Source organism: Tritonibacter sp. AK171 (assembly GCF_030127025.1).
In the GTDB taxonomy this organism is placed as follows: Bacteria; Pseudomonadota; Alphaproteobacteria; order Rhodobacterales; family Rhodobacteraceae; genus Epibacterium; species Epibacterium mobile.
In genome coordinates this window covers 2,721,539-2,744,559 of the sequence record NZ_CP126134.1, presented here as the reverse complement: position 1 = coordinate 2,744,559, position 23,021 = coordinate 2,721,539, and the positions used below count along the sequence as shown (strand labels likewise).

The window sequence follows — 23,021 nt, the reverse complement described above, 5'->3', positions numbered from 1 at the left end:
GGATCATCTCAAATGCATTTCCACCTCGACAGCCTTTGGCACGCCGAAGAGGGCGCGATGGAGTTCGCGCTGACCAATTGCGGCGACACTCCGGTTGCAAATCCGCGCCTTGTCTACGCCACCCTGACGCGCTGCCTGCGACCCTCGCGCTGCACGGGGGCGCGGCTGATACGGCGACAGGCGAATTTTCACGAGTATGCCTCTGACGCGGGCTTTGTGCTGCAACCGGGCGAGACGTGGCGGTTCACCGAGTTCAACCTCACCCGTCCGGCGCTGCATTCCAATGAGGGGCCAAAATCTGCCGGAGTCTTGCTGGAGGACGGAACCCTTGTCCCGGCCTTTGCGGGGGATTTGCAGGCCTCAGCGGCGGTTGCAGATACAAATGCATCGCAAAATGCTGCTCTAACATGCGGGATTTTGCCCGAACCTCGGCAAACCGCCATTACGGAGTGGTGCGCCACGGCCCCCGTCCATCTGGCACTTCGGACCGATGACGTCGCGGTCATGCAGAGCGTGTCTCAGGTCGCAGACCTGACCCGGCGCCTGCACCCTCTGGCCCCGACCCCCTTTGTGCTGATTGCCAAGGATGACGTCCCGCAGCTGACCGTTGAGGCGGATCAGACGCTGGGCGAGGACGCCTATCGGATCACCTGGACGGAGGGTAAAGCCACGCTCTGCCATGGCGCAGGGCAGGGGCTGCTTTACGGTCTGATTACGCTGGCGCAGGTGCTGACCAATGCCCATGCGGCGCCTGCGCGTTATGGCGTCCCCCGCAGTGGTCAGATCGAGGATGCTCCCCGCCACGGCTGGCGCGGCGCGCATCTGGATGTCTCGCGCCAGTTCTACCCGCTCGATCAGGTGCTGCGCTATGTGGACATTCTGGCGTGGCACAAGATGAACCGGTTCCACTGGCATCTGACCGATGACGAAGGCTGGCGGCTGGAGATCAAGGCCTATCCGCAGCTCACCGAGACCGCCGCGCATACCGGGATAGACCTGCCGGTGTTGCCGCAACTTGGCCCCGATATGACTGGGCAGGGCGGCTATTATACGCAAGACGAGGCGCGACAGGTGGTGAAACATGCGGCCCGATTGGGTGTCGAGGTCATGCCGGAGATTGATGTTCCGGGGCATTGCGCCTGTGTGCTGGGGGCCTTGCCCGACCTCGTCGACCAAGAAGAACCCGAGAGCTACTGGTCAGTGCAGGGCTTTGGCAATAACGCGCTGAACCCGGCCATTGAGGGGTCTTATACCTTTGCCGAGACCGTGCTGGCCGAGGTCTGCGAGATCTTCCCGTTTGAGGTCGTGCATGTGGGCGGTGACGAAGTGGCCGAGGGCGCATGGATGCAATCGCCCAAGGCACAAGCCATGATGCGCGAAACCGGTCTGAAGGACACGCCAGAACTGCAGGCCTATTTCCTGCGCCACATTCAGAACTTCCTCATCGGTTTGGGCCGCAAGCTCGGCGGCTGGGAGGAGGTCGCCCATGGCGGTGGCCTGGACCCCGCGCACAGCCTGCTGTTTGCATGGACCACCATCGAGAAAACCGCTGAGCTGGCGCAAGAGGGCTATGAAGTGGTCAGCACGCCGGGGCAGGCCTATTACCTCGATATGGCGCTGTCGGATGCGTGGTATGCGCCGGGGGCCAGCTGGGCCGGGTTCACCCCGCTCGACAAGACCTATGCGTTTGAGGCCGATAACGGAGATGCGGCTCTAATTGGGCGTTTGAAGGGTGTTCAGGCCTGCGTCTGGAGCGAGCATCTGACCACGATGGCACGCCGCAACCACATGATCTTCCCCCGCCTCAGCGCCATTGCCGAGGCCGGGTGGAGCACAGCGGAAAACAAGGATTACGACAGGTTCACGGCGCGCGCGGACCTCATGCCGCGTCTCTAAGCCACCAAACAGATCAACGGCCTCGGGGACACTCCGGGGCCGCTTCTACCCCAGCCTTGGAAAGACCGAAGTGTTCTTGACCGTGCTGTAGACAAAGCTGGTGTCAATCGAGGCAATGCCACCGATGGGGTGGATGCGGTTGCGGATGAAATCCTCGTAGGCGTCCAGATCGGCCACCACCACCCGCAGCTGGTAATCCGTGGCCCCTGTTAGAATGTGACATTCCAGCACCTCGTCGATCATATGGACGCGGCGCTCAAAATTCTTCACGTCCTCCTCATTGTGGCGCTCCAGTTTGATGCGCACAAACACCGTGATCGGCAGCCCGTAGGCCCGCGCGTCCACATCGGCGCTGTAGCCCCGGATCACACCGGCGGCCTCAAGGTTCTTGACCCGGCGCAGGCAGGGCGAGGGCGAGAGGTTCACCGCGTCCGCAAGGTCCTGATTGGTCATCCGACCATTGGCCTGAAGCACGCGGATAATCTGGCGATCTTTGCTGTCCATTTTGCTGTCCATTGGCAGAATCTGCCAACATGATCTGTGATGTTGGTATCTTTTGCAATCTAACGCCTCACGCAGGGGCGCATCATGGCGGACAAATGAGGAAGGAGACCCCAGATGTCCGACGCCAAAGGTTTTGCCACCCGTGCCATCCACCACGCCTATGACCCGATGCAGAACGAGGGCGCGCTGACGCCGCCGGTGCATTTGACCTCGACTTTTGTGTTCGAGAACGCCGAAGCGGGGGGCGAAATGTTCGCGGGTGAGCGTGAGGGCCATATCTACAGCCGGATCTCGAACCCGACCTGCGCCCTATTGGAACAGCGCATCGCCACGCTCGAAGGGGCCGAGGCCGGTCTGGCACTGGCAAGCGGCATGGGCGCGGTGACGGCGATCCTGTGGACGCTCCTCAGCCCCGGTGACGAGGTCATCGTCGACAAGACGCTTTATGGCTGCACCTTTGCCTATATGCGCCACGGGTTGTCGAAATGGGGCGTGACCATCACCCATGTGGACATGACCGACGCGGACGCCCTGCGCGCCGCCGTCAGCGACAAGACCCGCGTGGTCTATTTCGAGACCCCCGCCAACCCCAATATGCGGCTGGTGGACATCAAGCTGGCCTCTGAGATTGCCCATTCCGTGGGCGCGCGGGTGGTGGTGGACAACACCTATGCGACACCGTACCTGACCCGCCCGATAGAGCTGGGCGCAGATCTGGTTCTGCATTCGGCGACCAAATACCTTGGTGGTCACGGCGATGTGGTCGCGGGGCTTGTGGCGGGCAGTGCCGAGCTTTTGACCGAAATCCGCCTGGTCGGCATGAAGGATATGACCGGCGCGGTGATGGCGCCCTTTAACGCGATGCTGATCATGCGCGGGCTGAAAACGCTGGCGCTGCGGATGGACCGTCACTGTGCCTCGGCACAGACCGTCGCGGAGTGGCTCGAGGCGCAGCCCGGTGTCGCCAAGGTCTATTTCCCCGGCCTTCAAAGCTTTGAACAGCACGAGATCGCCAAGGCGCAGATGGCGCAGCCCGGTGGTATGATCGCCTTTGAACTCGAAGGCGGCATGGAGGCTGGCATCAGCCTGATGAACCGCCTGCAAATGATCCAGCGCGCGGTGTCGCTGGGCGATGCAGAGACGCTGATCCAGCACCCGGCCTCGATGACCCATTCCACCTACACGCCCGAAGAACGTGCCGAACATGGCATCAGCGACGGGCTTGTGCGCTTGTCGGTGGGGCTGGAAGAAGTCTCTGACATTCTGGATGATCTGCATCAGGCGCTGTCGCCCGAGATGCGGCAGGCGGCAGAGTAAGGGGGCGAGATGTCCGACCAGATCCAGCACCTGAAAACGGTGGAACAGCGGCTGTTGTGGCTGTCCCACTGGATGATCCACAACGCCAACCATCTGCGGGCCAAGGAAGACGGCATCAAGATCGGCGGCCATCAGGCCTCCTCGGCGTCGATGGTGTCGATCATGACCGCGCTCTATTTCTCGGCGCTTCGCCCCGAGGATCGGGTGGCGGTCAAACCGCATGCCTCGCCCATTTTCCACGCCATGCAATACCTGATGGGCCATCAAAGCCGCGAGAAGATGGAGAATTTCCGCGGCTATGGCGGTGTGCAAAGCTACCCCAGCCGCACCAAGGACATCGACGATGTGGATTTCTCCACCGGGTCTGTGGGCCTTGGCGTGGGGATCACCGCGCTTGCGTCGATGGTGCAGGATTTCATCACGGCCAAGGACTGGGGCGGTGATGTCGATCCGGGCCGCATGGTGGCGCTGGTCGGCGATGCCGAGCTGGACGAGGGCAATATCTACGAGGTGTTGCAGGAAGGCTGGAAGAACGACCTGCGCAACACCTGGTGGATCATCGACTACAACCGCCAGAGCCTTGATGGCATCGTGCGCGAGGGGCTGTTTGGCCGGGTCGAGAAGATCTTCGAGGCGTTCGGCTGGGATGTGGTGCGGGTGAAATACGGGGCGCTGCAACGGGCCGCCTTTGAAGAACCCGGCGGCGCGGCCCTGCGCGACTGGATCGATGCTTGTCCGAACGTGGTATACTCCGCGCTGACCTATATGGGCGGGGCCAATTGGCGCAAACGGCTGATGGAGGATCTGGGCGATCAGGGCGCGGTCTCGGCGCTGATCGACAAGCGCAGCGACGCGGAACTGGCGGCGCTGATGGAGAACCTCGGCGGCAATTGCGTGGAGACCATGGCGGACACATTCGCCGCCATCGATCATGACCGCCCGACCTGTTTCCTTGCGTATACGATCAAGGGTTGGGGCACGCCGATCGCGGGCCACAAGGACAACCACGGCGGTCTCATGACCAAGGCGCAGATGTCGGAGTGGCAGACCCATATGGGCGTCGCCGAGGGGCAAGAGTGGGAGCCGATGGCAACCGTTTTTGACACGGCGGGCTTTCAGGCCTACCTCAATCAGGTGCCGTTTTTTGCCAAGGGTGCGCGGCGCTATTCGGATGCGCGGCTTTCGGTGCCAGCGGTGGCGGTGGACACAAGTCGCGAGATTTCAACGCAGATGGCCTTTGGCAAGATCCTCGACGATCTGGCGCGCGGCGACAGCGAGCTGGCGGCGCGGATCATGACCACCTCTCCGGATGTGACCGGCACCACGGGGCTTGGGCCATGGGTCAATCGGCGCAAGCTCTTTGCCCGCAAGGCACAGAAGGATGCATTTATCGAGCATCGCATTCCCTCGACGGCCAAGTGGAACTTTGATCCGCAAGGTCAGCATGTCGAACTGGGCATCGCGGAGATGAACCTGTTTCTCCTGTTGGGGGCGGCGGGCCTGTCGCACAGCCTCTGGGGCAAGCGGGTGATCCCGATCGGGACGGTCTATGATCCCTTTGTCCACCGGGGCTTGGATGCGCTGAACTACGCTTGCTATCAGGATGCGCGGTTCATGATCGTTGGCACGCCTTCGGGGGTGACGCTCGCGCCGGAGGGCGGCGCGCATCAATCCGTGGGCACGCCCCTTACGGGCATGGCGCAGGATGGGCTGGCGAGTTTTGAACCCGCCTTTGCCGATGAACTGGCCGTCATCATGGAATGGGCCTTTGACTATATGCAGCGCGATGGCGAAGGCGACCCGGACGAACGCACCTGGCTGCGCGACGAAACTGGCGGGTCGGTCTACCTGCGACTGACCACCAAACCGCTCGAACAGCCGGGGCAGCGGGTCGATGATGCCTTCCGTCAGGGCGCGATTGATGGGGCCTATTGGTTGCGCAAGCCGGGCCCAAATTGTTCGGTGGTGATCGCCTATCAGGGCGCGGTCGCGGATGAGGCGATTGCGGCGGCGGGGCTTGTGGGCGAGCATCGCCGGGACGTTGCGGTGCTGGCGGTGACCTCGGCGGATCGTCTCAATGCGGGCTGGACGGCGGCGCAGCGGGAACGGGCGCGCGGGAACCCGCAGGCCGTATCGCATGTGGAGCGTCTCTTGGGCGAACTGCCTGCCCATTGCACCCTGATTACCGCGATTGATGGCCATCCGGCGACGCTCTCGTGGCTGGGGTCAGTTGCTGGGCACCGGGTGGTGTCGCATGGCGTTGAACACTTTGGCCAAACGGGCACCATCGGCGACCTCTACCGTCACTTCGGCCTCGACCGTCACAGCCTGGCGCGGTCGGTGGGTGAACTGACGGCGGGCGCGCGCCGCATTCCCGGCGGACAGGCGGGATAGCGGCCTAACGCAAGACGGCGCTGCTCCATTCGCGCAGAAACGCAGCCTTTTTGAGCGCGTCGAGATAGACCAGCAGCCCAGGCCCCATGCGAATACGACGCAGGGCCTGGGTGTCATCGCTCCATGAATCGTCATCCAGAACCGAAAAGGCACCGGGCGCTGCCTGCCAGCCGCGGGCAATCAGGTGGTCGATCATCAAACCTGCAAGTTCGGGCGCTTGGCTGCCGCGCGGAATGAACGCGGTGCGCAAGGCCACCACCGTGTAGTCTTTTGGCAGCAGGACGATCACGTCCTCCGTGTTGCTTTTCTCACGCGCGTAGCTGCCCAAGACGTTATAGACCATGGCCAGTTCGCCCGAAGCAACATCATCGATCATCTGGCTCGAACAGCAATAAAGACGCACGCCCACCGATCCGATCACCTCGCTGAGCCGCCAATAGGTTTCCGAGGTCCGCGCATCTTGCGTGGCATAAAGATACCCAAGACCAGAGGTGCGGATGTCATAGGTGCCGATCTTGTTTCTGAACCGCTCTGGGTGATCGCGGATCAATGCGATGAGATCCTGACGGTTTTCAGGCAATGGCAAGCCGTCGAGGGCCTTGCGTGACAGCACCACCGCAGCAGGCTCCTGCGTGAAGGCAAAGAGATGCTCGCGCCAGCGTGCCCAAACAGGCAGGCGCTCTGTTGTCGCGGAGCTGTAGGGCTGGGCCTGACCGTCATTCACCAGTTTGGTCTGGAGATCAGTCGCAATGGAGATCGCCAGATCCATGTTGAGGCCCTCTTGGTCGAGGGCTTTCATCATCTCGCCGGAACTGGCGACGGTGTATTCGATCCGCACATCAGGAAGATCGCTCAGGAAATCCTGCAAGGTGGGCTCAAAAAACTCTGCGTCCCCGGTGGATATCACACGCAGCACGCGGCGGGCATCTGCCGGGCCGACGCTAATCCGCTCCTCAACCTCGAACGCATGCGCTGCAGTGGCGAGTGCGAGGAAAATCAAGCCAATGGAAAAGACAAGCTTGCGCATGCGCCACCTTTGTCGCTGTGATTGGTCAGAAACAGGCGTCCGCCATGGGCGCGGGCAACCTCGTTTGCGATGGTGAGGCCAAGCCCGGAGCCGACCACTGCGTCCGTATTCCCGCCGCGGACAAAACGGCGGGTCAGGCGGCCCATATCCGCCTTGGGAAAGCCTGCACCCTCATCCCGCACGGTGATTTCAGCGCCGCTTTCGGTTCTGCGGGCAGTGACGTGAACGGTGCTGTCCGGGGGGGAGTATTTGATCGCATTGTCGAGCAGGTTGAGCAACGCGCTTTGCATCAGGATCGGATCGCCCTTCACCACCATTGCGAGGTCGGGCAGGGTGATCTCAAGGTCGATATCGCGCAGTTCCGCCATTGGGCGCAGGCGTGACACCGCATCCTGCGCCAGACGGGTCAGTTCCACATCTTCCATCTCCAGGTGGTCGGAGCGAAAAGATACCATGGCGTGATCCAGCAATTGTCCCGCTGCCCGGCTGCTCTCATCAATGGCGCGGATCATCTCGCGCACGGCCTGACGGTTTTCAGGCTTATCCACCCGGCGCAGAGTGATTTCCGCCTGCGTGCGCACGGTGGTGAGCGGGGTGCGCACCCGATGCGCGGCCTCGGCGATCAGATCCTCCGAGCGTGAGAGCGAAGTCTTGAGGCGGCTCATAAACCCATTGAGCGCGCCCACAAGGGATTCCATCTCCGCTGGCACCGGGGCTGAGACGGGCCGCAGATCCGAAAGGCCGCGCCGCGACACCGAGCCTGCCAATTGCCGCAGCGGCTGGATTGCGGATTGGGCCGCGAGAATGCCAAAGACAGCCGCGATCACAAAGAAACCGATGCCAAACCCGGCCACGGTCTGTGAAATCCCCGCCAATTGCTGACGCAAGCCATAGCGGGTCTGTGCGACGGTGACTTCGACAAAATCAGGCGTGCCGCTGACGGACAGACGCCGGGTGGCGGTCGCCATCCGGATTTCTTCGCCATCGTAATGGGCGGTTTGAAATCGCGGTAAAATCCCATTGCTGGCGACGGGTTTGGGCAGGTCGGAGTATCCTGTCAGAAAATCGCCATTGCGGGTGATGGCGTAAAACACGCGATCATCACTGATATTGCCGAGCATAGAGAAGGCGAAATAGGGAATATCCACAGTGAGATCGCCATCGCGCACCGATGCAGAATCAAGAATCGCCGTCACCGAGGCAGAGAGGATTTCATCCTGACTTTGCCCCGCGAGGTCGCGCGCATAGTTCTGAACCACCAGAAACATCAAACTCGCAAGCAGTGCGGCACCCGCCAACAACTGAATAATCAGACGTCGTCTGATGGAGCCACGCAGCAGGATCGGCGTGTTCATGACAGGCTCAGCCGGTAGCCCAGCCCACGCACTGTCACGATCTGCGCCTTTGCGCCTTCGAGGTGTTTGCGCAGCCGCCCCACATAGACCTCAATGGCGTTCTCCGAGGCGTCTACGTCATAAGAAAACAGCCGGTCCACCAGCTTGGATTTTGAAAAAACCTGATCGGGGGCGGCGATAAAAATCTCAAACAGTCGCAACTCTCGGTTGCGCAGGCGCACCTCGCGCCCATTCACTGTCAGAGTGCAGGCCAAAGGGTCAAATACCACGTCGCCATATTTATGTAGATTGCTCGCCCCCCCGCTACGGCGGCGCTGAACGGCGCGGCAGCGCGCTTCAAGCTCTGAGAAATCGAACGGTTTGACTATGTAGTCGTCAGCCCCGAGGTCCAGAACGCTGACGCGGTCCGATACCTCTGATCGGGCGGTCAATACAATCACAGGTGTATTGCGCTGTGCCGTGCGATGGGCCTGCAAGAACTGCCGCCCATCGCCATCAGGCAGCATGATATCGAGCAGAATCATATCGTATTCCGTTGTGGCGATGAAATCATCTGCCGTGCCCAGATCCGGTGCCCGGTCCACAACATGACCGTCAAGTGTGAGCCGGTCCAGCACCGCGTTCGCAAGCTGATCGTTATCTTCGACGAGTAAGTAGCGCATTGGGGCGAAACATCTGCTCCGTGTCAGGTTTGTGTCAGCTTGGGTCGGAATACCATGATTCATGATCGCGCTTTTGCGTGTTTGTCAAATGGGAGGAACATTATGACATCTTTTGCGCTGGGTCGTCGGACCCTGATGGCTGCTGCTGCGGCTGCACTGACTTTCGGCTCCCCGGCTATGGCCGAGCAAGCTCTCGACAAGGTTCACTTCCTGATCCCCGGCGGTGCCGGTGGTGGTTGGGACGGAACCGCGCGCGGCACCGGTGAGGCGCTGACCAAATCGGGCCTTGTGGGTACCGCATCTTATGAAAACATGTCCGGCGGTGGCGGTGGCAAGGCCATCGGTTACCTGATCGAGAACGCCGAGAGCCTGGATGACACGCTGATGGTGAACTCCACGCCCATCGTGATCCGCTCGCTGACCGGTGTGTTCCCGCACAACTTCCGTGACCTGACGCTGGTTGCGGGCACCATCGGGGACTACGCGGCCCTGGTCGTGGCCAAGGACAGCCCGATCAACAATATGGAAGAGTTCCTCGCGGCCTACCGTGAAGATCCGCGCGGCACTGCCGTGGGCGGTGGCTCGGTTCCGGGCGGCATGGACCACCTCGTGGCGGCCATGGTGATGCAGTCTGCGGGCGAAGATCCGACCGCGCTGAAATACATCCCCTATGACGCAGGCGGCAAGGCGATGGCGGCACTGCTATCGGGGGAGATCAAGGCGCTCTCCACCGGGTTCTCCGAGGCAATCGCACTGGCCGAAGCCGGCGAAGTCAAAATCCTCGGCGTGACCGCGGACGAGCGTGTGCCGGCCTATGACAGTGCTGCCACCATGAAAGAGCAGGGTCTGGAGACCACTTTCGTGAACTGGCGCGGGTTCTTTGGTGCGCCGGGCCTGTCGGAAGACAAGGTTGCCGCCTATCAGGACGTGCTCTCCAAAATGTACGACACCCCCGAGTGGGAAGACGTGCGCGCACGCAACGGCTGGGTCAACATCCACAACTCTGGTGATGACTTCCGCAGCTTCCTTGAAAGCCAGGAAAAAGTCATCGGCGACCTGATGAAGCAATTGGGCTTCCTTTAAGCCTTAGGCAGACACGCTTCGGTCCGGCACCAATCGCGGGTGCCGGACCCTTTCCCGTATCCCCCAAAACAATCACAGGAGGAGATCATGGCGCTCGACCGTTGGATCGCGCTGATCATTCTCGGCATCGCTCTGGCCTATGGCTATGCGGCCTTTTTCACCATGGATCAGCTTTTGCCGCCGTTCATGCAGCGAAACCCGATCTGGCCGAGCACCTTCCCCAAGGTACTGGCCGTTCTGTCGATCATTACCGCTGCGATTATCGTTCTGGGGCTGGAAAAACCCAGTGGCGAGGTCAAGACCCCGGACATCGATTACCGCCGCCTGGGTGACTACAACATCGGTCAGGCCGCGCTTCTGCTTGGGCTGATGGTCGCCTATGCGCTCTTGCTGCGCCCGGCGGGGTTCTTGCTGTCCACCTCCGGGTTCCTGATCGTCGGCGCGATGATCCTTGGCGAGCGCAAGCTGTGGATTTTGATCCCGGTTGCGGCCTTCGCCACCGGTGTTGTCTGGTACCTCGTCGAGGGCGTGCTGGGCATCTTCTTGCGGCCCTTGCCGTTCTTTCTCGGATAATCGGAGGCTCAGATGCTCGAAGGTTTGATGATCGGCCTCTCTACGGCCTTCTCTCTCACAAATATCCTGATGGTGATCGGCGGCTGTCTGATCGGGACATTCATCGGGATGTTGCCGGGGCTTGGCCCCATGTCCATCATTGCAATCATGATCCCGGTTGCGATCACGCTGGGCGACCCCTCTGCCGCGCTGATCCTGCTGGCCGGGGTCTATTATGGTGCGATCTTCGGCGGCTCGACCTCGTCGATCCTGCTCAATGCGCCGGGGGTGGCGGGCACCGTGGCCTCCAGTTTCGATGGCTATCCGATGGCGCGCGCAGGCATGGCCGGCAAGGCGCTGACCATTGCGGCGATCTCGTCCTTCATGGGGGGCACCATCGGCGCGATCCTGTTGATGGTCTTTGCGCCGATGCTGTCGACGGTTGCCCTCCTGTTCCACTCGGCTGAGTATTTCGCGCTGATGGTCGTGGGTCTTTCCGCGATTGCGGCCTTTGCAGGCACCGGCAATGTGGCCAAGGCGCTGATGATGACGCTTCTGGGGTTGATGATGGCGACGGTGGGCGAGGGCGCATTGTTCAACATGCCGCGCTTCACCATGGGGCTGATGGATCTTCAATCCGGCTTCAGCTTTATCACGCTGGCGATGGCTATGTTTGCCCTGCCTGAAGCAATCTTTCTGGTGATGAACCCCAAACGCGCCGCCCAAGGGGGCGAGAACGGGGGCAAGATCACAGGCTTGCGGATCTCCGGCCAGGAGGCGCGCAAGATCGCGCCCGTGATCGGACGCCAGTCCATTCAAGGCTTCTTTATCGGCGTTCTGCCCGGCGCGGGGGCGACGATCGCCTCCTTCCTCGGCTACGCGGTGGAGCGCAACATCGCCACCGAAGAAGAGCAAAAAGAGTTCGGCAAAGGTTCTATCAAAGGGCTGGCCGCACCGGAGACTGCAAATAACGCGGCCTGTACCGGATCGTTTGTGCCGCTCTTGACGCTGGGTATTCCGGGTTCGGGCACCACGGCGATCCTGTTGGGGGCGTTGATTGCACTTAACGTGACGCCGGGGCCGCGGCTGATGGTGGATAGCCCGCATATCTTCTGGGCGGTCATCATCTCGATGTATATCGGCAACCTTGTGCTCTTGGTGCTGAACCTGCCGCTCATCCCCTATATCGCCAAGGTCCTGTCGATCCCGCGCAACTATCTGATCCCGTTCATTTTGTTCTTCACCCTGATGGGGTCCTATATCGGACAGAACAACGCGACAGAGCTGTTGATCCTCGTGGGCTTTGGCATCTGTGCGACGGTGCTGCGGTTTGCGGATTATCCGCTGGCCCCCTTGCTCATCGGTTTCATTCTGGGGCGGATGCTGGAGGATAACTTTGCCCGTTCGATGCAGATCTATGACGGCATTTCCTTCATCCTTGATCGTCCGATGACGCTGGGGCTGTTGGTGCTGGCCATCCTGCTGGTGATCGTGCCGAGCTACCGTGCGCGCCGTGCCCGCGCCCGTGCGGCCGGGGTGGCCGATGGGGATTAAACCGCTCTCCGGGGTTCGGGTTCTTGACCTGACCAATGTGCTTGCGGGGCCGTATTGCTGTTATCAGCTGGCCCTGCTCGGTGCAGAAGTCATCAAGGTCGAGCGCCCCGGCACCGGTGATCTGGCCCGCCAACTGGGGGCCGATCCGGAGCGGAATAAATCCCTGATGGGGGTCAGTTTTCTGGCGCAGAACGCGCAGAAGAAATCCGTGACCCTCGACATGAAACACGATCAGGGCAAGGCGCTGCTAAAGCGCCTTGTTCGCACATCTGACGTATTGGTTGAGAACTTCCGGCCCGGCGTGATGGACCGTCTTGGTCTGGGATATGAGGTGCTGAAGGCGGAAAATCCAAACCTTATCTATTGCGCCATCAGCGGTTTTGGGCAGGACGGTCCGTGGAAGGACAACCCCGCCTATGACCAGATCGTGCAGGGGATCAGCGGCGTGATGTCGATCACCGGCGATGGCGACAGCGCACCGTTGCGCGTGGGCTACCCGCTGGCAGATACCGTGGGCGGCATGACGGCCGCCTTTGCAATCTCGGCGGCGCTCAACGACCCGGAGCGCGGCGCGTTTCTGGATATCTCCATGACCGAGGCGGTGATTTCCACCATGGGATGGGTGGTGTCCAACCATCTGATCGCAGGGCAACCCCCCGGCGCGCATGGCAATGAGAACACCACATCCGCGCCCTCGGGCACCTTTGCCTGCGCGGATGGGCCGATCAATGTGGCCGCAAACCGGGATGAGCAATGGCACTCCATGGCGCGTCATCTTGGGCGCGACGATCTTCTGGCCCATCCGGACTATGCCACCCGAGAGGATCGCAAACGCAACCGTCACATGCTGCGGGCAGAGCTGGAAAGCGTCCTTCGGACCCGTCCTGCTGAGCAGTGGGTGGCGGAACTGAATGCGCTTGGGGTGCCCTCAGGGCCGGTGCTGACGGTGCCGCAGATACTGAATGAGCCGCAAATCAAGAATCGTGGCCTGATCGCTGAGGTCGAGACCGCAGATGCGCCGCTGTCGCTGGTGGGCGCGCCGGTGCGGTTTGGCACCCATCGCCCGGTTCCGGATCAAGCGCCTCCTGCCTTAGGCGCAGATAATGACAGCATCTGGCAGGACATCGGTCTAAGCGCCGATGAGGTCGAAACCTTGAGACGGGAGCGCGTGATATGAGCGATGTGAGTGATTGGTGGCGCACGTCTATCATCGACATGGAGCCGGGCCGCATCGAACTGCGGGGCACCCCCGTGCAGGATCTGATCGGCAACGTCAGCTTTGCCGAGATGATCTGGCTGATGGTGCGCGGCGACCGGCCGACACCTGCGCAGGCCCGCCTGTTTGAGGCCGCCTTGGTCTCGGCTGTGGATCACGGCCCACAAGCCCCCTCGATCGCGGCGGCGCGGATGGCGATCACCTGCGGTTTGCCCTTGAACAATGCGATGGCGACGGCGGTCAACATGCTGGGCGATGTGCATGGCGGGGCCGGGCAGCAGGCGGTGGAGCTCTATCACCACGTCGATGCCCACTCGGGGGATCTGGCCGCGGCGCTGGACGGCTGGCGCGCAGAACATGGCAAGATCATCCCCGGCTTTGGCCACCGGTTCCACAAACCGACCGACCCGCGCGCGCCGCGTCTGATGGCGCTGGTGTCCGAGGCGGCAGAGGCAGGCGCGGTGTCAGGACGGTTCCAACACATCGGCCAAGAGATCGAGGCGCAGATCTCGGCTGAAAAAGGCACGGCCCTGCCGATGAACATCGACGGTGCAACAGCCGTGATCTATGCGGAACTGGGCTTTGCCCCGCCGCTGGCGCGCGGGCTATTCTGCCTGTCACGGTCCGTGGGCATCCTGTCCCACGCGTGGGAGCAGCAACAACAGGGCGGTCGCAACAAGGGGCCGACCCCGCCAAAATACAGATGGACGTATGACCCTACGTGATACATTTGGCCTGATTGGCGCGCTTGTCGTCGCCGTGTTGGGCACCTTGATTTTTGAAGCAATCGGTTTTCCCTGCGCCCCCCTGACCGGATCGGCGGCGGCGGTGTCGCTGGCGGCGCTCTTTGGATTGCCGATCAAGATGCCAGTGTGGCTCAGGACCACGGCCTTTGTGCTCTTGGGGATCAACATTGGCAGCAGCGTCACCCGCGACATGCTCGCCTCCGCGCTGGCATGGCCGGTGACCATCGCAATCCTCGCGGTGAGCCTCTGTGTCTCGCTGCAGATCTGTCGCATCGGGCTGGAGCGTTGGATGCGGTTCAGCGCGCGGGATTCGGTTCTGGCCGCCGCGCCCGGCCATCTGAGTTATGTGCTGGCGCTGTCACTCAGTGAAAACGGACAGACCTCTCGCATCGCCATCGTACAAAGCATCCGCGTGCTGTTTCTGACGCTGTGCGTGCCGGTGCTGGTCTCGACGGTCTTTGGGGCGACGGGTGTGGAACTGATGCCGGAGCATCCGCTAGCCCTTTGGCAACTGGCGCTTTTGGTGGGGGTCACGCTTGCGGTCGGCGCGGTGTTTGATCGCCTGAACGTGCCCGCCGCCTATTTGCTGGCTGGTATCTTTTGCAGCGCCGCCGGACATATCTTTGCGCTCACACCCGGACGCCCGCCGGAAGAGGCAACCTTTGTGGCGTTTCTGGTGATGGGCACCCTGATCGGTTCGCGTTTTGTCGGACAAAAGCTCGCGGATCTGAAACTCGACTTTCTGGCGGGGCTGTGGGTCACGGGCGTCAATGTTGTGATCACCTTGATCGCCATCGGGATCAGTATGCAGATCATGGGCCTGTCGCCCGCGCTGTTGATCGTGGCCTTTGCGCCCGGCGGGGTGGAGGCCATGGCCGCGATTGCCGTCACGCTCGGGCTCGATCCCGCCTTTGTCGCGGCGCATCACGTGATGCGGTTGATGATCCTGACGGTGCTGATGCCGCTGGCGCTCAGCAGGGCCAGACCCACCTGAAAAAAGCCCCGGCGCGACTGACGCCGGGGCTGCGCACAGTGAGGTTATTGCGCCTCCTGCGCCTCTTCTTCGATTTCATTGCCAAGGTTGGACACATCGCGGCCCAGTCCCTCGGTGGCCTCGCAAGCGGTCAGGCCAAGAACGGCCACCAGTGACAGATAGATCGTGCGCATGGCGGGCCTCCTGTTATTTCAGTTTCTCGGCAACATGGGTGGCAAAAGCGTCAACCATCGCGGTGTAGAAGACTTCGCTGCCCACGTTGAGCGTGGTCACATCGGTGCCCTCGGGGTAATAGACGTTCGCCTGCTCGGCACTCACGGTCAGGGTGTAGCGCTGGTCGTACTGGCTCCCCGGCAGGTCAACAGAGACGTCCCCTTCAAGGACGGAATCGGCGATCCCCATTTCGGCCTCAAGGCTGGAAGCCAGCGCCACGGTGTCGATCTCAATGTCGATCTCGGCGGCGTCTTCCATCTCTTTGTCGGCGATCTGATCCACCAACTGCGCCGCCAAAGCGGTCTCAAGGTCGGTTTCGAGTTCGCTCCAGACCGATACGGCTTCGCTGTTCTTAAGCGCGCTGGCGTCGGCGGTGACTTCGATTTCCTGTACCATCGTGGACGCGCCAGCGGCGGTCGCCATGGTTGCAACGAGAGCGGTTGTACGGATCAGATGTGTCATCGTTTAGCTCCTTGATATAGTGCTCATATCCCCGTGGGATCTGCACTATCAACACGCAGGGGCGGCAGAATGTTCCTGATTTTTAAAGGAAATTTTCCGCCTATTTTGTTCCGACCTTATAATGGCCAATTGAATAACGGTGAAATCAAAGGGAACTTTGCCCCGCCTGAAGCGTTCAGAATTCGAGCCAAGCCCCTTTTTTGGAAAACGGACCCCATGACCCAGTCGAGCCACCCAGTCGAAGATGTATTAGATACGACCGACCAGCTGTTAGAAGACGGCAAGGATGGTTTGCAAGTATCCGAACTGATGGATGAACTGGGGGTCAAATCCATTGCAGCAGTGTTGTTGGCCCCATCGCTGGCATTGGTGTCACCATTGAGTGGTATCCCGCTGTTCTCCTCGGCGTGCGGCATTACCATTGCGTTGATTTCAGCGCAGATGTTGATGGGACGTAATCACCTTTGGTTGCCCTCATTCTTGTCGAAACGCTCACTGCCTGCGCGCAATACGCAAAAAGCAACCCGCACGCTGCGATCGCTTGCGGCTTGGATGGACCGCAGATTTAAACGCCGTTTGCAATCGCTGCTGACACCGCCGTTCTTGCGAGTGCTTCAGGGCATTTGCCTGTTGTGCGGTCTGATCATGCCCTTCCTTGAAATCTTGCCATTTACCTCGTCGATCCTCGGCGGCGTTGTTGCTTTGCTGGCGCTGTCGATGCTGACCGGAGATGGGCTGATCGCGCTGGTGACCGTCACGGGCCTGACCCTTGCGATCGGCGGGGCGGCGATACATCTCTTTTAGGGGCAAATGTTGCGGTGCGTCCGGCCCAACAAATAGGGCCGGACCTGTGGTCAGGCCCGGCCGGTAGATGTCAAAGATGCGGCGTGATCTTTTCAGATTATGTCAGCCCTTGTATTCGGGCAGCTCTTCCATCTGGGATTTGGTCAACATCGTGTAGATGCGAATGGTGCCGGATTCATCCTCAATGCTGAGGTCCGCTAGTTCCAGTTCGACCGGCTTGGCCCCAAGGCCGAGGAAACCGCCGACGTCGACCACAACGGCGTTTACGTTGCCCTCACCGTCCATCACGATATCAGCCACCTGTCCGATCATTTCGTCATTGGCATCAAAGGCGGTTGCGCTGAGCAGTTCTTCTGCGGTCAGCTCCGCCATGTGAACCGAGGCTTCGGTGGTTTCATTGATCCCAAATGCGCTCTCCACTCGATCCGCCGGAGCATCGCTGCGCTCGCGTTCCTTGAGCGTTGGTTCTGCAATGGCAGGCTGCTTGGCGGTCTCGTAGCGTGGGGCGGCTTCCAGGGCATCAGCCGGGGCATTCAGGACAAGGAAATAGCCATCCGCACCCCCGTCTGAATTGCCGTTGCGCACGAATTTCAGCGCGTCCATATCAACGGCAATCTGGTTCTCTCCGATCCCGAGAAAACCGCCAATATCGACCAAAACCGCCTCTGCTGTGCCATCGCGGCTGAGGATCACATCGTTGACCTCACCGATGTCAGCCCAGCCGTCCTGAATGCCGTCCATCACATCCTTGAGCGCCTCATTTTCGGTCTGATAAATGCGCTTTCCAACAAAAGACGAGGCATGGAACTCTGCGGGACCGGCTTCGCTGCGGAACATGTCGCTGGTCTCTGCTGCAACAGCGGGCAAACCCATCGCGATGATCAGAGACGTGGAAATCAACAGCTTTTTCATCGTCTTAACTCCTATTCGGTGAGACGCGCCCGCATGTGCATGCAGGCATAATGAAAACGCAAAACGCCACTCAATGTTCCGCGCCCAAAATGCTGTACGGCGCATCGGCAAGAATTGGCGCGCAAGAGTTTGCCGAGATCCATGTTGTGAACCCGTCACAAAAATAGGGCCGCCCTGCGCAACAGAACGGCCCCAATGGTGCATGATGATCGCGTTAGTCGTCGTGATCGACGCCGGCGAGCGCTCTGTTTTCGTGGTCAAAGGGCAATGTCTCAAAGGTCACGCTCATGGCGTAGCTGTCTTCGCCTTCGGTGATCTTTGGACTGCACTCCAACTGGCGGGCAAAGCCGCGGATCAACTGGCTGCCAAGCCCGGTGCCTTCGTCTTCAAATTCTGCCTCATCGGAGGTCGAATTGGCGATGGTCAGACAGACTTCACCCTCTTGCAGAACTTTGAGTGAAACGCGGACCCAGCGATTGCCTGCCTTATCGACGCCAAGATACTTCAGCGCATTTGTTGCGGCCTCGACGGTCAGCAGTGCCAGCGGGACGGCCTGATCCGGATAGAGGACAACCGGCTCCAGATCGATGTCGATCTTGGGTATAGGCGCGGTGGTCGGGGCCAATTCGGTCAGCGGTTTGACCACGTCACGCAACAGATCATTGGCCTGAACGCGACCAAGCTCTGACGCCTGATACAGCGTCTGGTGTACCGTCGCCATACTGGTCACACGTCGGTTCACGGTCTTTAGCGCGGCTGCCGTCACCTGATTGCGTGTTCTGCGGATCTGCATCGAGATGATCGAAGAGATCAATTGCAGGTTATTTTTGACCCGATGATGCAGCTCTTTCAGCAGCACATCCTTGTCGTGCATGGCATCAAACAGATGTGCCTCGTCATGCAACAGCTTTTCGGAGACTTGCGTGAACTGGTTATAGATGACCTCAAGCTCGTGCGGCATCAGTCCGCTTTTGGGAGGGCTGGGCAGCACGCGGGAGCGGGCAAATTGGCGCATCTGCATACCGATGATGCGAAGGTGCCTGACAACCTGATGATCCAGCGCCACGTAGATCAGGACCAGACTGACAAGCCACATCAGCATCGGAAACAGCGCAGGCGTCAAAAAGAGATGCTGCAACGCGTTGGTTTCTGTCGGGGCATGTATGCCCTCCGGGTCCCAGCTTCCGACCACGTAGAACGCATCGCTCAGGATCGGGACGATGGAGAACAGTCGCATCTCTCCTGCTGCATTCTCTGCCTCGATGTGACGCGGATTGAGCGAGATCAGCTCCTTGATGCTCATGTTGGCGGGGAGGCGATCCAACGCCGTCTCGCGCGCACCAGAGGCACTCAGGATGTCGCCCTCGGCACTCAGTGTCACCAGATCAAGCGGGCGCTCGCCAAGCTTGGTCTGAAATTTCTTGTCGATGCGTTCGTGCGGGACGTGAATGATCTGATTGCCGATAAAGGTGCCGTTCGGATCATAGACGGGTTCGGAAATGATCAGGACCGCGCTGCCTGCAACGGGGCCAAAGGAGTTCACCCTGATTTCACGCTTCGGGCGACGCATCCAATCTGGGAAGTTCGGATTCTCAGAATAATCGATTGTCAGCCCGGTTGAGGCGCAGGACATGACGCCGTCTTTGGGCAGAAAACCTGCAAAGCTGTAGCGCTCTTGGGCGGTGTCGATGAAACGCTCCATCAACGCCCGGCAGCGATCCAGATCTTGGGTCAGATCGGGCACTGAAAGCGCAAGTGCCTCGGCAGAGGCGAAGGCGGATTTGATGATCTCACGCTCTTCTTGCGCAAATTCTGCGGTGAGTGCTTTTAGGCTCAGGTTGTTGGAGGCGGTGACCTCTTGTTGCAGCCGCACGGTTTGGTCCACTGCGATGAGGCCCAGCGGCACCATCGCGACAGAGAGCATAACGGCAAGGCGCACCGACAAACCCCGCGCCCAGGCGAAGGGCCGGGGCGCGTCGGGTGAATTGTCAGAAATGGATGAGGCGCTATTGCGGGCGCCCCCACCCCGAAGCAGGGCGAGGGACGGAAAGTTCATTCTGTTCACGCGGCGGTTCCACCACTTGCAGCGACGACCGCATGGGTGGCTGCATCTGTCAGTTCCAGCTGTTCGTCAGCCTTTAGCTGCATCTTAATGGAGAGGGCCTCGCGACCACGGTTAAGGCGGCTTTTGACCGTGCCGACCTTCACGCCGCAGACCTCGGCGGCCTCTTCATAGGAATATTGCAACACGCCGATCAGCGTCAGAACCTCGCGTTGTTCAGCTGGCAACTCGCTCAGCGCGCGACGGAACTCTGCCAGTTGCAGGCGGCCGTCATGGGCTGGCTTCACAGAGATGCTTTCGGTGATGCTACCGGTGGAATCTTCCACTTCGCGCATCGCCTTGCGACGGCCTGAATAAAACGTGTTGCGCAGGATGGTAAAAAGCCATGCCCGCATGTTGGTCCCTTCCTGAAACTTGTCCAGATTGGTCCATGCTTTCAGGATTGTGTCCTGCACGAGGTCATCTGCTGCCGCATCGTTGCGGGTCAAGCTCATGGCGAAAGCGCGCAGCACCTTCATATGGCTTGTCAATTCAGCCTTCGCACCTTGTCTATCCATTTACTCGGCCTCCTCCTGGGAGTGGGAGGGGGCGCCGGATGCGCTCCCTGACCCATCCGCGACCGGAATCTTGTCCAGACGATCAAGTAGGTCCATCAGATGCGGCGGCAAATCCGCATTCGCATCTTCGTCAAAAACCCGCTTAAGGTTTTCGTCGATCAGAGTGTCCCATGGCTGTTGTGAAAGTTTGTTTGCCATTCATCTCTCCCGCAACACCTTTAACTTTCAGGCGCAAATAATATCCATTTCCATGGAACAAACGCCCCAATCGTGCGTTTGTTCCGAGAAATATTGGTGACAGGAGAAAAAAATTGTCGACCCCTACAACAGGACAAGCGCTGACTCTGTCTGACCTTATCGCTCCGCATTTGCCATACCTGCGCCGCTACGCACGTGCGCTCACCGGTGCTCAGCAATCGGGCGACACATATGCGGCCTCGACGCTGGAGGCGATCCTTGCCGATCCGTCCTGCTTTGATGCGGAGAGCGTCGGCGGAAAAGTAGCGCTTTTCAAAGTGTTCCACAAACTCTGGAGCAGCTCTGGCCAGCCTGTGGCAGAGCTGGATGACGGCCCACGGGCCCGCGCGCTGCAACATCTGGCCTCTCTGACCGCCAACACCCGCGAGGCGCTCTTGCTCAATACGGTAGAGGCGTTTTCGGTCAGCGAAGTTGCCGACGTCATGGAAATCTCTGCCGATGAAGCGGCGCGACTGATCCAGCTTGCACGCGATGAAATGCAGCAATCCGTGAGCGGCAAGATCATGATCATCGAGGATGAAGCGATTATCGCGATGGATCTGGAAGGTATCTGTTCCATGATGGGACACGAGGTCACGGGTATTGCACGCACTCACAAAGCGGCCGTGAAACTTGGCCTTGAGGAAAAGCCGGACCTTATCCTTGCTGACATTCAGCTTGCCGATAACTCTAGCGGTATTGATGCCGTGGCGGACCTGCTTGAAGAGCTGGGTGATGTGCCGGTGATCTTCATCACGGCCTTCCCTGAGCGTCTCCTCACTGGCGAACGTCATGAACCTGCCTTCATGATTGCAAAACCCTATGTCCCGGATCAGGTAATCTCGGCGATCAGTCAGGCGATGTTCTTCTCCTCTACCGATACGCTGACCAGCTAACCAAAGCGGCTATCCCTTGCCAAAGACTCCGTACATTTGCTTGTGCGGGGTCTTTTTGTGCGCACAGATATCAAACCAGCTTTCAAAGTTCGAAAATAAAGAAGCCCTGCAAACCGATGGGTGTGCAGGGCTTCTTGATGGATGAGAGCGTGCTTACGAGGCAGACAAAGCACGCAGCATCCAAGCCGCTTTTTCGTGGAAGGCCGCGCGTTCGGTTGCCAAATCGCCGGTCACCATATCCTTGCGCGCCTCCGCAAGTTCGATCAGCGCGTGCAGTCGGTGCGCCAAACGCATGTGATCTTTCTCAAGGTCTTTGCACATTTCGCCCGCGCTCGGCATCTGGCCCAGATCATCTACGATGCTGTCAGACAGCACGCCATTGATCTTGCCCGGCGTCAGGTGGCCCAAGGCACGGATGCGCTCTGCCAACTCGTCTGCGGCCGCGAACATGTTCTGGTACTGCTCCTCGGTGAGGTTATGCAGCGAGAAGAACAACGGGCCCTCGACATTCCAATGATAAATATGGGTTTTTAACGTGAGGCGGTAAGTGTCCGCGAGCACGTCGCTCAGACCTTCGGCGATTGCCTCGGTGTCACGAACACCTGTCTCGACGGGGGCCAGTTGTGGTTTCACGTTCAATGCGGTCGTCATGATGTCTCCTTTCCGAAGGGAGTTTGCGTGATGGGTCGTGTCTGTGCGTCAGCGACGCACAGCACGAAAAATCAACGCGGCGATAAACATCACCAGGAAGATGAAGAAGAGGATCTGCGCGATCCCGGCCGAGGCGCTGGCGATGCCGCCAAAGCCAAAGACGGCCGCGATCAGCGCGATCACTAGGAATGTCAGTGCCCAACCAAGCATGGGGTGTCTCCTTTGCCGTGTTTCAATGCCCACCCTCTGTGGGCTTCGGGGAGACAACGGCAGAGGGCAGATTTTGTTCCGCGAAATTCTCAATCTCTGCCGCATTCGCCGGTTGGCGACAGCAGAGCCTTGGTTTTTCGGAGGATGTGCGCAGGGCCCAGCAAGGGTTTGTGCGCGACAAAGCGTGGGCGGGCATCCAGACGCGATGGTCTGGATGCCCGCAAAAGATCAAGAGGCGAGAGCGAGCACTGCCATGGAGGGCAGGCGAAGCAGCTCATGCGCCTGCGCGACGCGCTCGGGCGTGTAATACCCCTCTTCATGCAGGATGTTGACCGTGGCCACCATCTTGCCGCCAAGGATCACCGGCAGGTTGATGACCGATCCGCAGCCCAGTTTGCCGATCAGCTCCGCATCGGGGAACACGGTGTCGATGTCGGCCAATGTGTTGGAGACAAAGGTCTCGTGACGGCCATGAACCTGCTCGAACCAGCGGTTCATCTCGATTTCCTTGGTCCCGGTTGTGGGGTAATTTTCCGCATCATCCGTGTAGACGCGACGGGCGAGCATAGCGTCCATGTCAGCGGTCATCACAGTAAACAGCTTTGCCCCCACCGTGGCCTTGGTCAGCGCGCAAAGCGCGTCATAAGCCTGCTCTTCGGTGGTGGCCTCTGACAGCGCTTTTTCAAAATCTTGGCGCGCCGTGTTTGTGTCCGTCAT

The 23,021-nt window shown here is 60.1% G+C and carries 24 protein-coding genes; 11 read left to right on the top strand and 13 right to left on the bottom strand.

All coding sequences use genetic code 11. The annotated features are described in order from the left end of the window. The first annotated feature begins 12 nt into the window (after positions 1 to 12). A complete protein-coding gene (locus QNI81_RS12910; RefSeq protein ID WP_283966747.1) occupies positions 13 to 1,896 on the top strand; it encodes a beta-N-acetylhexosaminidase in 1,884 nt (627 codons plus the stop codon). Between the two features lie 45 nt (positions 1,897 to 1,941). On the opposite strand, the gene QNI81_RS12905 is transcribed toward QNI81_RS12910, so the two are convergent. Further along, complete coding sequence (locus QNI81_RS12905; protein ID WP_009177396.1) at positions 1,942 to 2,400, bottom strand: Lrp/AsnC family transcriptional regulator; 459 nt, start codon at positions 2,398 to 2,400, stop codon at positions 1,942 to 1,944. 114 nt (positions 2,401 to 2,514) lie between these two features. Here QNI81_RS12905 and QNI81_RS12900 point away from each other — a divergent pair, with 114 nt between their 5' ends. Together QNI81_RS12900 and QNI81_RS12895 are read left to right on the top strand one after the other, a co-directional pair. Beyond that, positions 2,515 to 3,717, top strand: a complete 1,203-nt coding sequence (locus tag QNI81_RS12900; RefSeq protein WP_283966746.1) for a methionine gamma-lyase — start codon at positions 2,515 to 2,517, stop codon at positions 3,715 to 3,717. Positions 3,718 to 3,726: 9 nt separating this feature from the next. Further along, a complete protein-coding gene (locus tag QNI81_RS12895; protein ID WP_283966745.1) occupies positions 3,727 to 6,111 on the top strand; it encodes a thiamine pyrophosphate-binding protein in 2,385 nt (794 codons plus the stop codon). A gap of 4 nt (positions 6,112 to 6,115) precedes the next feature. Here QNI81_RS12895 and QNI81_RS12890 read toward each other — a convergent pair whose 3' ends face one another. From QNI81_RS12890 to QNI81_RS12880, 3 genes are read right to left on the bottom strand one after another with little or no spacing between them, the layout of a single operon-like run. Beyond that, positions 6,116 to 7,138, bottom strand: a complete 1,023-nt coding sequence (locus QNI81_RS12890; protein ID WP_283966744.1) for an ABC transporter substrate-binding protein — start codon at positions 7,136 to 7,138, stop codon at positions 6,116 to 6,118. Next, positions 7,108 to 8,493 carry a sensor histidine kinase N-terminal domain-containing protein gene (locus QNI81_RS12885; RefSeq protein WP_283966743.1) on the bottom strand — a complete coding sequence of 462 codons (1,386 nt, stop codon included), beginning with the start codon at positions 8,491 to 8,493 and terminating at the stop codon, positions 7,108 to 7,110. Before QNI81_RS12885 ends, QNI81_RS12890 begins: the two co-directional genes overlap by 31 nt. Continuing rightward, positions 8,490 to 9,155 (bottom strand): response regulator transcription factor, encoded by a 666-nt coding sequence (locus tag QNI81_RS12880; RefSeq protein ID WP_283966742.1) that lies wholly within the window; start codon positions 9,153 to 9,155, stop codon positions 8,490 to 8,492. Before QNI81_RS12880 ends, QNI81_RS12885 begins: the two co-directional genes overlap by 4 nt. 102 nt (positions 9,156 to 9,257) lie before the next feature. Between QNI81_RS12880 and QNI81_RS12875 the strand changes: the two genes are divergently transcribed. The 6 genes from QNI81_RS12875 (at position 9,258) to QNI81_RS12850 (ending at position 15,300) form a co-directional block, all read left to right on the top strand. Continuing rightward, on the top strand, positions 9,258 to 10,238 hold the full coding sequence (locus QNI81_RS12875; RefSeq protein ID WP_126137798.1) for a tripartite tricarboxylate transporter substrate binding protein: 981 nt from the start codon (positions 9,258 to 9,260) through the stop codon (positions 10,236 to 10,238). A gap of 87 nt (positions 10,239 to 10,325) precedes the next feature. Further along, positions 10,326 to 10,811: a tripartite tricarboxylate transporter TctB family protein gene (locus QNI81_RS12870; RefSeq protein WP_009177475.1), complete on the top strand. Its 486-nt coding sequence runs from the start codon at positions 10,326 to 10,328 to the stop codon at positions 10,809 to 10,811. A 12-nt stretch (positions 10,812 to 10,823) separates the two neighbouring features. Further along, positions 10,824 to 12,344: a tripartite tricarboxylate transporter permease gene (locus tag QNI81_RS12865; RefSeq protein ID WP_283966741.1), complete on the top strand. Its 1,521-nt coding sequence runs from the start codon at positions 10,824 to 10,826 to the stop codon at positions 12,342 to 12,344. Further along, positions 12,334 to 13,521, top strand: a complete 1,188-nt coding sequence (locus QNI81_RS12860) for a CaiB/BaiF CoA transferase family protein (protein ID WP_283966740.1) — start codon at positions 12,334 to 12,336, stop codon at positions 13,519 to 13,521. Before QNI81_RS12865 ends, QNI81_RS12860 begins: the two co-directional genes overlap by 11 nt. After that, complete coding sequence (locus tag QNI81_RS12855) at positions 13,518 to 14,285, top strand: citryl-CoA lyase (protein ID WP_283966739.1); 768 nt, start codon at positions 13,518 to 13,520, stop codon at positions 14,283 to 14,285. The genes QNI81_RS12860 and QNI81_RS12855 overlap by 4 nt, the downstream gene beginning before the upstream one ends. Next, entirely contained in the window at positions 14,272 to 15,300 is a 1,029-nt protein-coding gene (locus QNI81_RS12850; protein ID WP_283966738.1) for an AbrB family transcriptional regulator, read from the top strand. Before QNI81_RS12855 ends, QNI81_RS12850 begins: the two co-directional genes overlap by 14 nt. A gap of 44 nt (positions 15,301 to 15,344) precedes the next feature. Here the strand turns inward: QNI81_RS12850 and QNI81_RS12845 are convergent, their stop codons facing one another. Further along, positions 15,345 to 15,473 (bottom strand): entericidin, encoded by a 129-nt coding sequence (locus QNI81_RS12845; protein WP_283966737.1) that lies wholly within the window; start codon positions 15,471 to 15,473, stop codon positions 15,345 to 15,347. A gap of 13 nt (positions 15,474 to 15,486) precedes the next feature. Next, positions 15,487 to 15,975: a hypothetical protein gene (locus QNI81_RS12840; protein ID WP_005622775.1), complete on the bottom strand. Its 489-nt coding sequence runs from the start codon at positions 15,973 to 15,975 to the stop codon at positions 15,487 to 15,489. 69 nt (positions 15,976 to 16,044) lie between these two features. Here QNI81_RS12840 and QNI81_RS12835 point away from each other — a divergent pair, with 69 nt between their 5' ends. Continuing rightward, positions 16,045 to 16,779, top strand: a complete 735-nt coding sequence (locus QNI81_RS12835) for an exopolysaccharide biosynthesis protein (protein ID WP_005622777.1) — start codon at positions 16,045 to 16,047, stop codon at positions 16,777 to 16,779. A 102-nt stretch (positions 16,780 to 16,881) separates the two neighbouring features. Here the strand turns inward: QNI81_RS12835 and QNI81_RS12830 are convergent, their stop codons facing one another. The 4 genes from QNI81_RS12830 to QNI81_RS12815 all read right to left on the bottom strand — a co-directional run bounded on the left by QNI81_RS12830 (position 16,882) and on the right by QNI81_RS12815 (position 20,508). Continuing rightward, complete coding sequence (locus QNI81_RS12830; protein WP_283966736.1) at positions 16,882 to 17,691, bottom strand: PRC-barrel domain-containing protein; 810 nt, start codon at positions 17,689 to 17,691, stop codon at positions 16,882 to 16,884. A gap of 214 nt (positions 17,692 to 17,905) precedes the next feature. Next, on the bottom strand, positions 17,906 to 19,630 hold the full coding sequence (locus QNI81_RS12825) for a sensor histidine kinase (protein ID WP_283966735.1): 1,725 nt from the start codon (positions 19,628 to 19,630) through the stop codon (positions 17,906 to 17,908). A gap of 122 nt (positions 19,631 to 19,752) precedes the next feature. After that, positions 19,753 to 20,310 carry an RNA polymerase sigma factor gene (locus QNI81_RS12820; protein ID WP_009177640.1) on the bottom strand — a complete coding sequence of 186 codons (558 nt, stop codon included), beginning with the start codon at positions 20,308 to 20,310 and terminating at the stop codon, positions 19,753 to 19,755. Beyond that, on the bottom strand, positions 20,311 to 20,508 hold the full coding sequence (locus QNI81_RS12815) for a NepR family anti-sigma factor (protein ID WP_005622784.1): 198 nt from the start codon (positions 20,506 to 20,508) through the stop codon (positions 20,311 to 20,313). Between the two features lie 113 nt (positions 20,509 to 20,621). Here QNI81_RS12815 and QNI81_RS12810 point away from each other — a divergent pair, with 113 nt between their 5' ends. Further along, a complete protein-coding gene (locus tag QNI81_RS12810; RefSeq protein ID WP_065328467.1) occupies positions 20,622 to 21,443 on the top strand; it encodes a response regulator in 822 nt (273 codons plus the stop codon). Positions 21,444 to 21,596: 153 nt separating this feature from the next. On the opposite strand, the gene QNI81_RS12805 is transcribed toward QNI81_RS12810, so the two are convergent. The 3 genes from QNI81_RS12805 to QNI81_RS12795 form a co-directional block, all read right to left on the bottom strand. After that, complete coding sequence (locus QNI81_RS12805) at positions 21,597 to 22,094, bottom strand: Dps family protein (RefSeq protein WP_005622789.1); 498 nt, start codon at positions 22,092 to 22,094, stop codon at positions 21,597 to 21,599. A gap of 48 nt (positions 22,095 to 22,142) precedes the next feature. Further along, a complete protein-coding gene (locus tag QNI81_RS12800; RefSeq protein ID WP_005622791.1) occupies positions 22,143 to 22,304 on the bottom strand; it encodes a DUF1328 domain-containing protein in 162 nt (53 codons plus the stop codon). Positions 22,305 to 22,532: 228 nt separating this feature from the next. Further along, positions 22,533 to 23,021, bottom strand: coding sequence for a hypothetical protein (locus QNI81_RS12795; protein WP_065321213.1), 489 nt, complete (start codon positions 23,019 to 23,021; stop codon positions 22,533 to 22,535).

Bases quoted from the DNA above. Each gene is read 5' to 3' on its own strand.
- QNI81_RS12900 (WP_283966746.1), top strand. From the start codon at position 2,515: ATGTCCGACGCCAAAGGTTTTGCCACCCGTGCCATCCACCACGCCTAT.
- QNI81_RS12910 (WP_283966747.1), top strand. From the start codon at position 13: ATGCATTTCCACCTCGACAGCCTTTGGCACGCCGAAGAGGGCGCGATG.
- QNI81_RS12890 (WP_283966744.1), bottom strand. From the start codon at position 7,138: ATGCGCAAGCTTGTCTTTTCCATTGGCTTGATTTTCCTCGCACTCGCC.
- QNI81_RS12795 (WP_065321213.1), bottom strand. From the start codon at position 23,021: ATGACGGACACAAACACGGCGCGCCAAGATTTTGAAAAAGCGCTGTCA.
- QNI81_RS12905 (WP_009177396.1), bottom strand. From the start codon at position 2,400: ATGGACAGCAAAGATCGCCAGATTATCCGCGTGCTTCAGGCCAATGGT.
- QNI81_RS12860 (WP_283966740.1), top strand. From the start codon at position 12,334: ATGGGGATTAAACCGCTCTCCGGGGTTCGGGTTCTTGACCTGACCAAT.
- QNI81_RS12815 (WP_005622784.1), bottom strand. From the start codon at position 20,508: ATGGCAAACAAACTTTCACAACAGCCATGGGACACTCTGATCGACGAA.
- QNI81_RS12820 (WP_009177640.1), bottom strand. From the start codon at position 20,310: ATGGATAGACAAGGTGCGAAGGCTGAATTGACAAGCCATATGAAGGTG.
- QNI81_RS12835 (WP_005622777.1), top strand. From the start codon at position 16,045: ATGTTCCTGATTTTTAAAGGAAATTTTCCGCCTATTTTGTTCCGACCT.
- QNI81_RS12800 (WP_005622791.1), bottom strand. From the start codon at position 22,304: ATGCTTGGTTGGGCACTGACATTCCTAGTGATCGCGCTGATCGCGGCC.
- QNI81_RS12855 (WP_283966739.1), top strand. From the start codon at position 13,518: ATGAGCGATGTGAGTGATTGGTGGCGCACGTCTATCATCGACATGGAG.
- QNI81_RS12865 (WP_283966741.1), top strand. From the start codon at position 10,824: ATGCTCGAAGGTTTGATGATCGGCCTCTCTACGGCCTTCTCTCTCACA.
- QNI81_RS12845 (WP_283966737.1), bottom strand. From the start codon at position 15,473: ATGCGCACGATCTATCTGTCACTGGTGGCCGTTCTTGGCCTGACCGCT.
- QNI81_RS12850 (WP_283966738.1), top strand. From the start codon at position 14,272: ATGACCCTACGTGATACATTTGGCCTGATTGGCGCGCTTGTCGTCGCC.
- QNI81_RS12830 (WP_283966736.1), bottom strand. From the start codon at position 17,691: ATGAAAAAGCTGTTGATTTCCACGTCTCTGATCATCGCGATGGGTTTG.
- QNI81_RS12895 (WP_283966745.1), top strand. From the start codon at position 3,727: ATGTCCGACCAGATCCAGCACCTGAAAACGGTGGAACAGCGGCTGTTG.
- QNI81_RS12880 (WP_283966742.1), bottom strand. From the start codon at position 9,155: ATGCGCTACTTACTCGTCGAAGATAACGATCAGCTTGCGAACGCGGTG.
- QNI81_RS12875 (WP_126137798.1), top strand. From the start codon at position 9,258: ATGACATCTTTTGCGCTGGGTCGTCGGACCCTGATGGCTGCTGCTGCG.
- QNI81_RS12870 (WP_009177475.1), top strand. From the start codon at position 10,326: ATGGCGCTCGACCGTTGGATCGCGCTGATCATTCTCGGCATCGCTCTG.
- QNI81_RS12885 (WP_283966743.1), bottom strand. From the start codon at position 8,493: ATGAACACGCCGATCCTGCTGCGTGGCTCCATCAGACGACGTCTGATT.
- QNI81_RS12840 (WP_005622775.1), bottom strand. From the start codon at position 15,975: ATGACACATCTGATCCGTACAACCGCTCTCGTTGCAACCATGGCGACC.
- QNI81_RS12805 (WP_005622789.1), bottom strand. From the start codon at position 22,094: ATGACGACCGCATTGAACGTGAAACCACAACTGGCCCCCGTCGAGACA.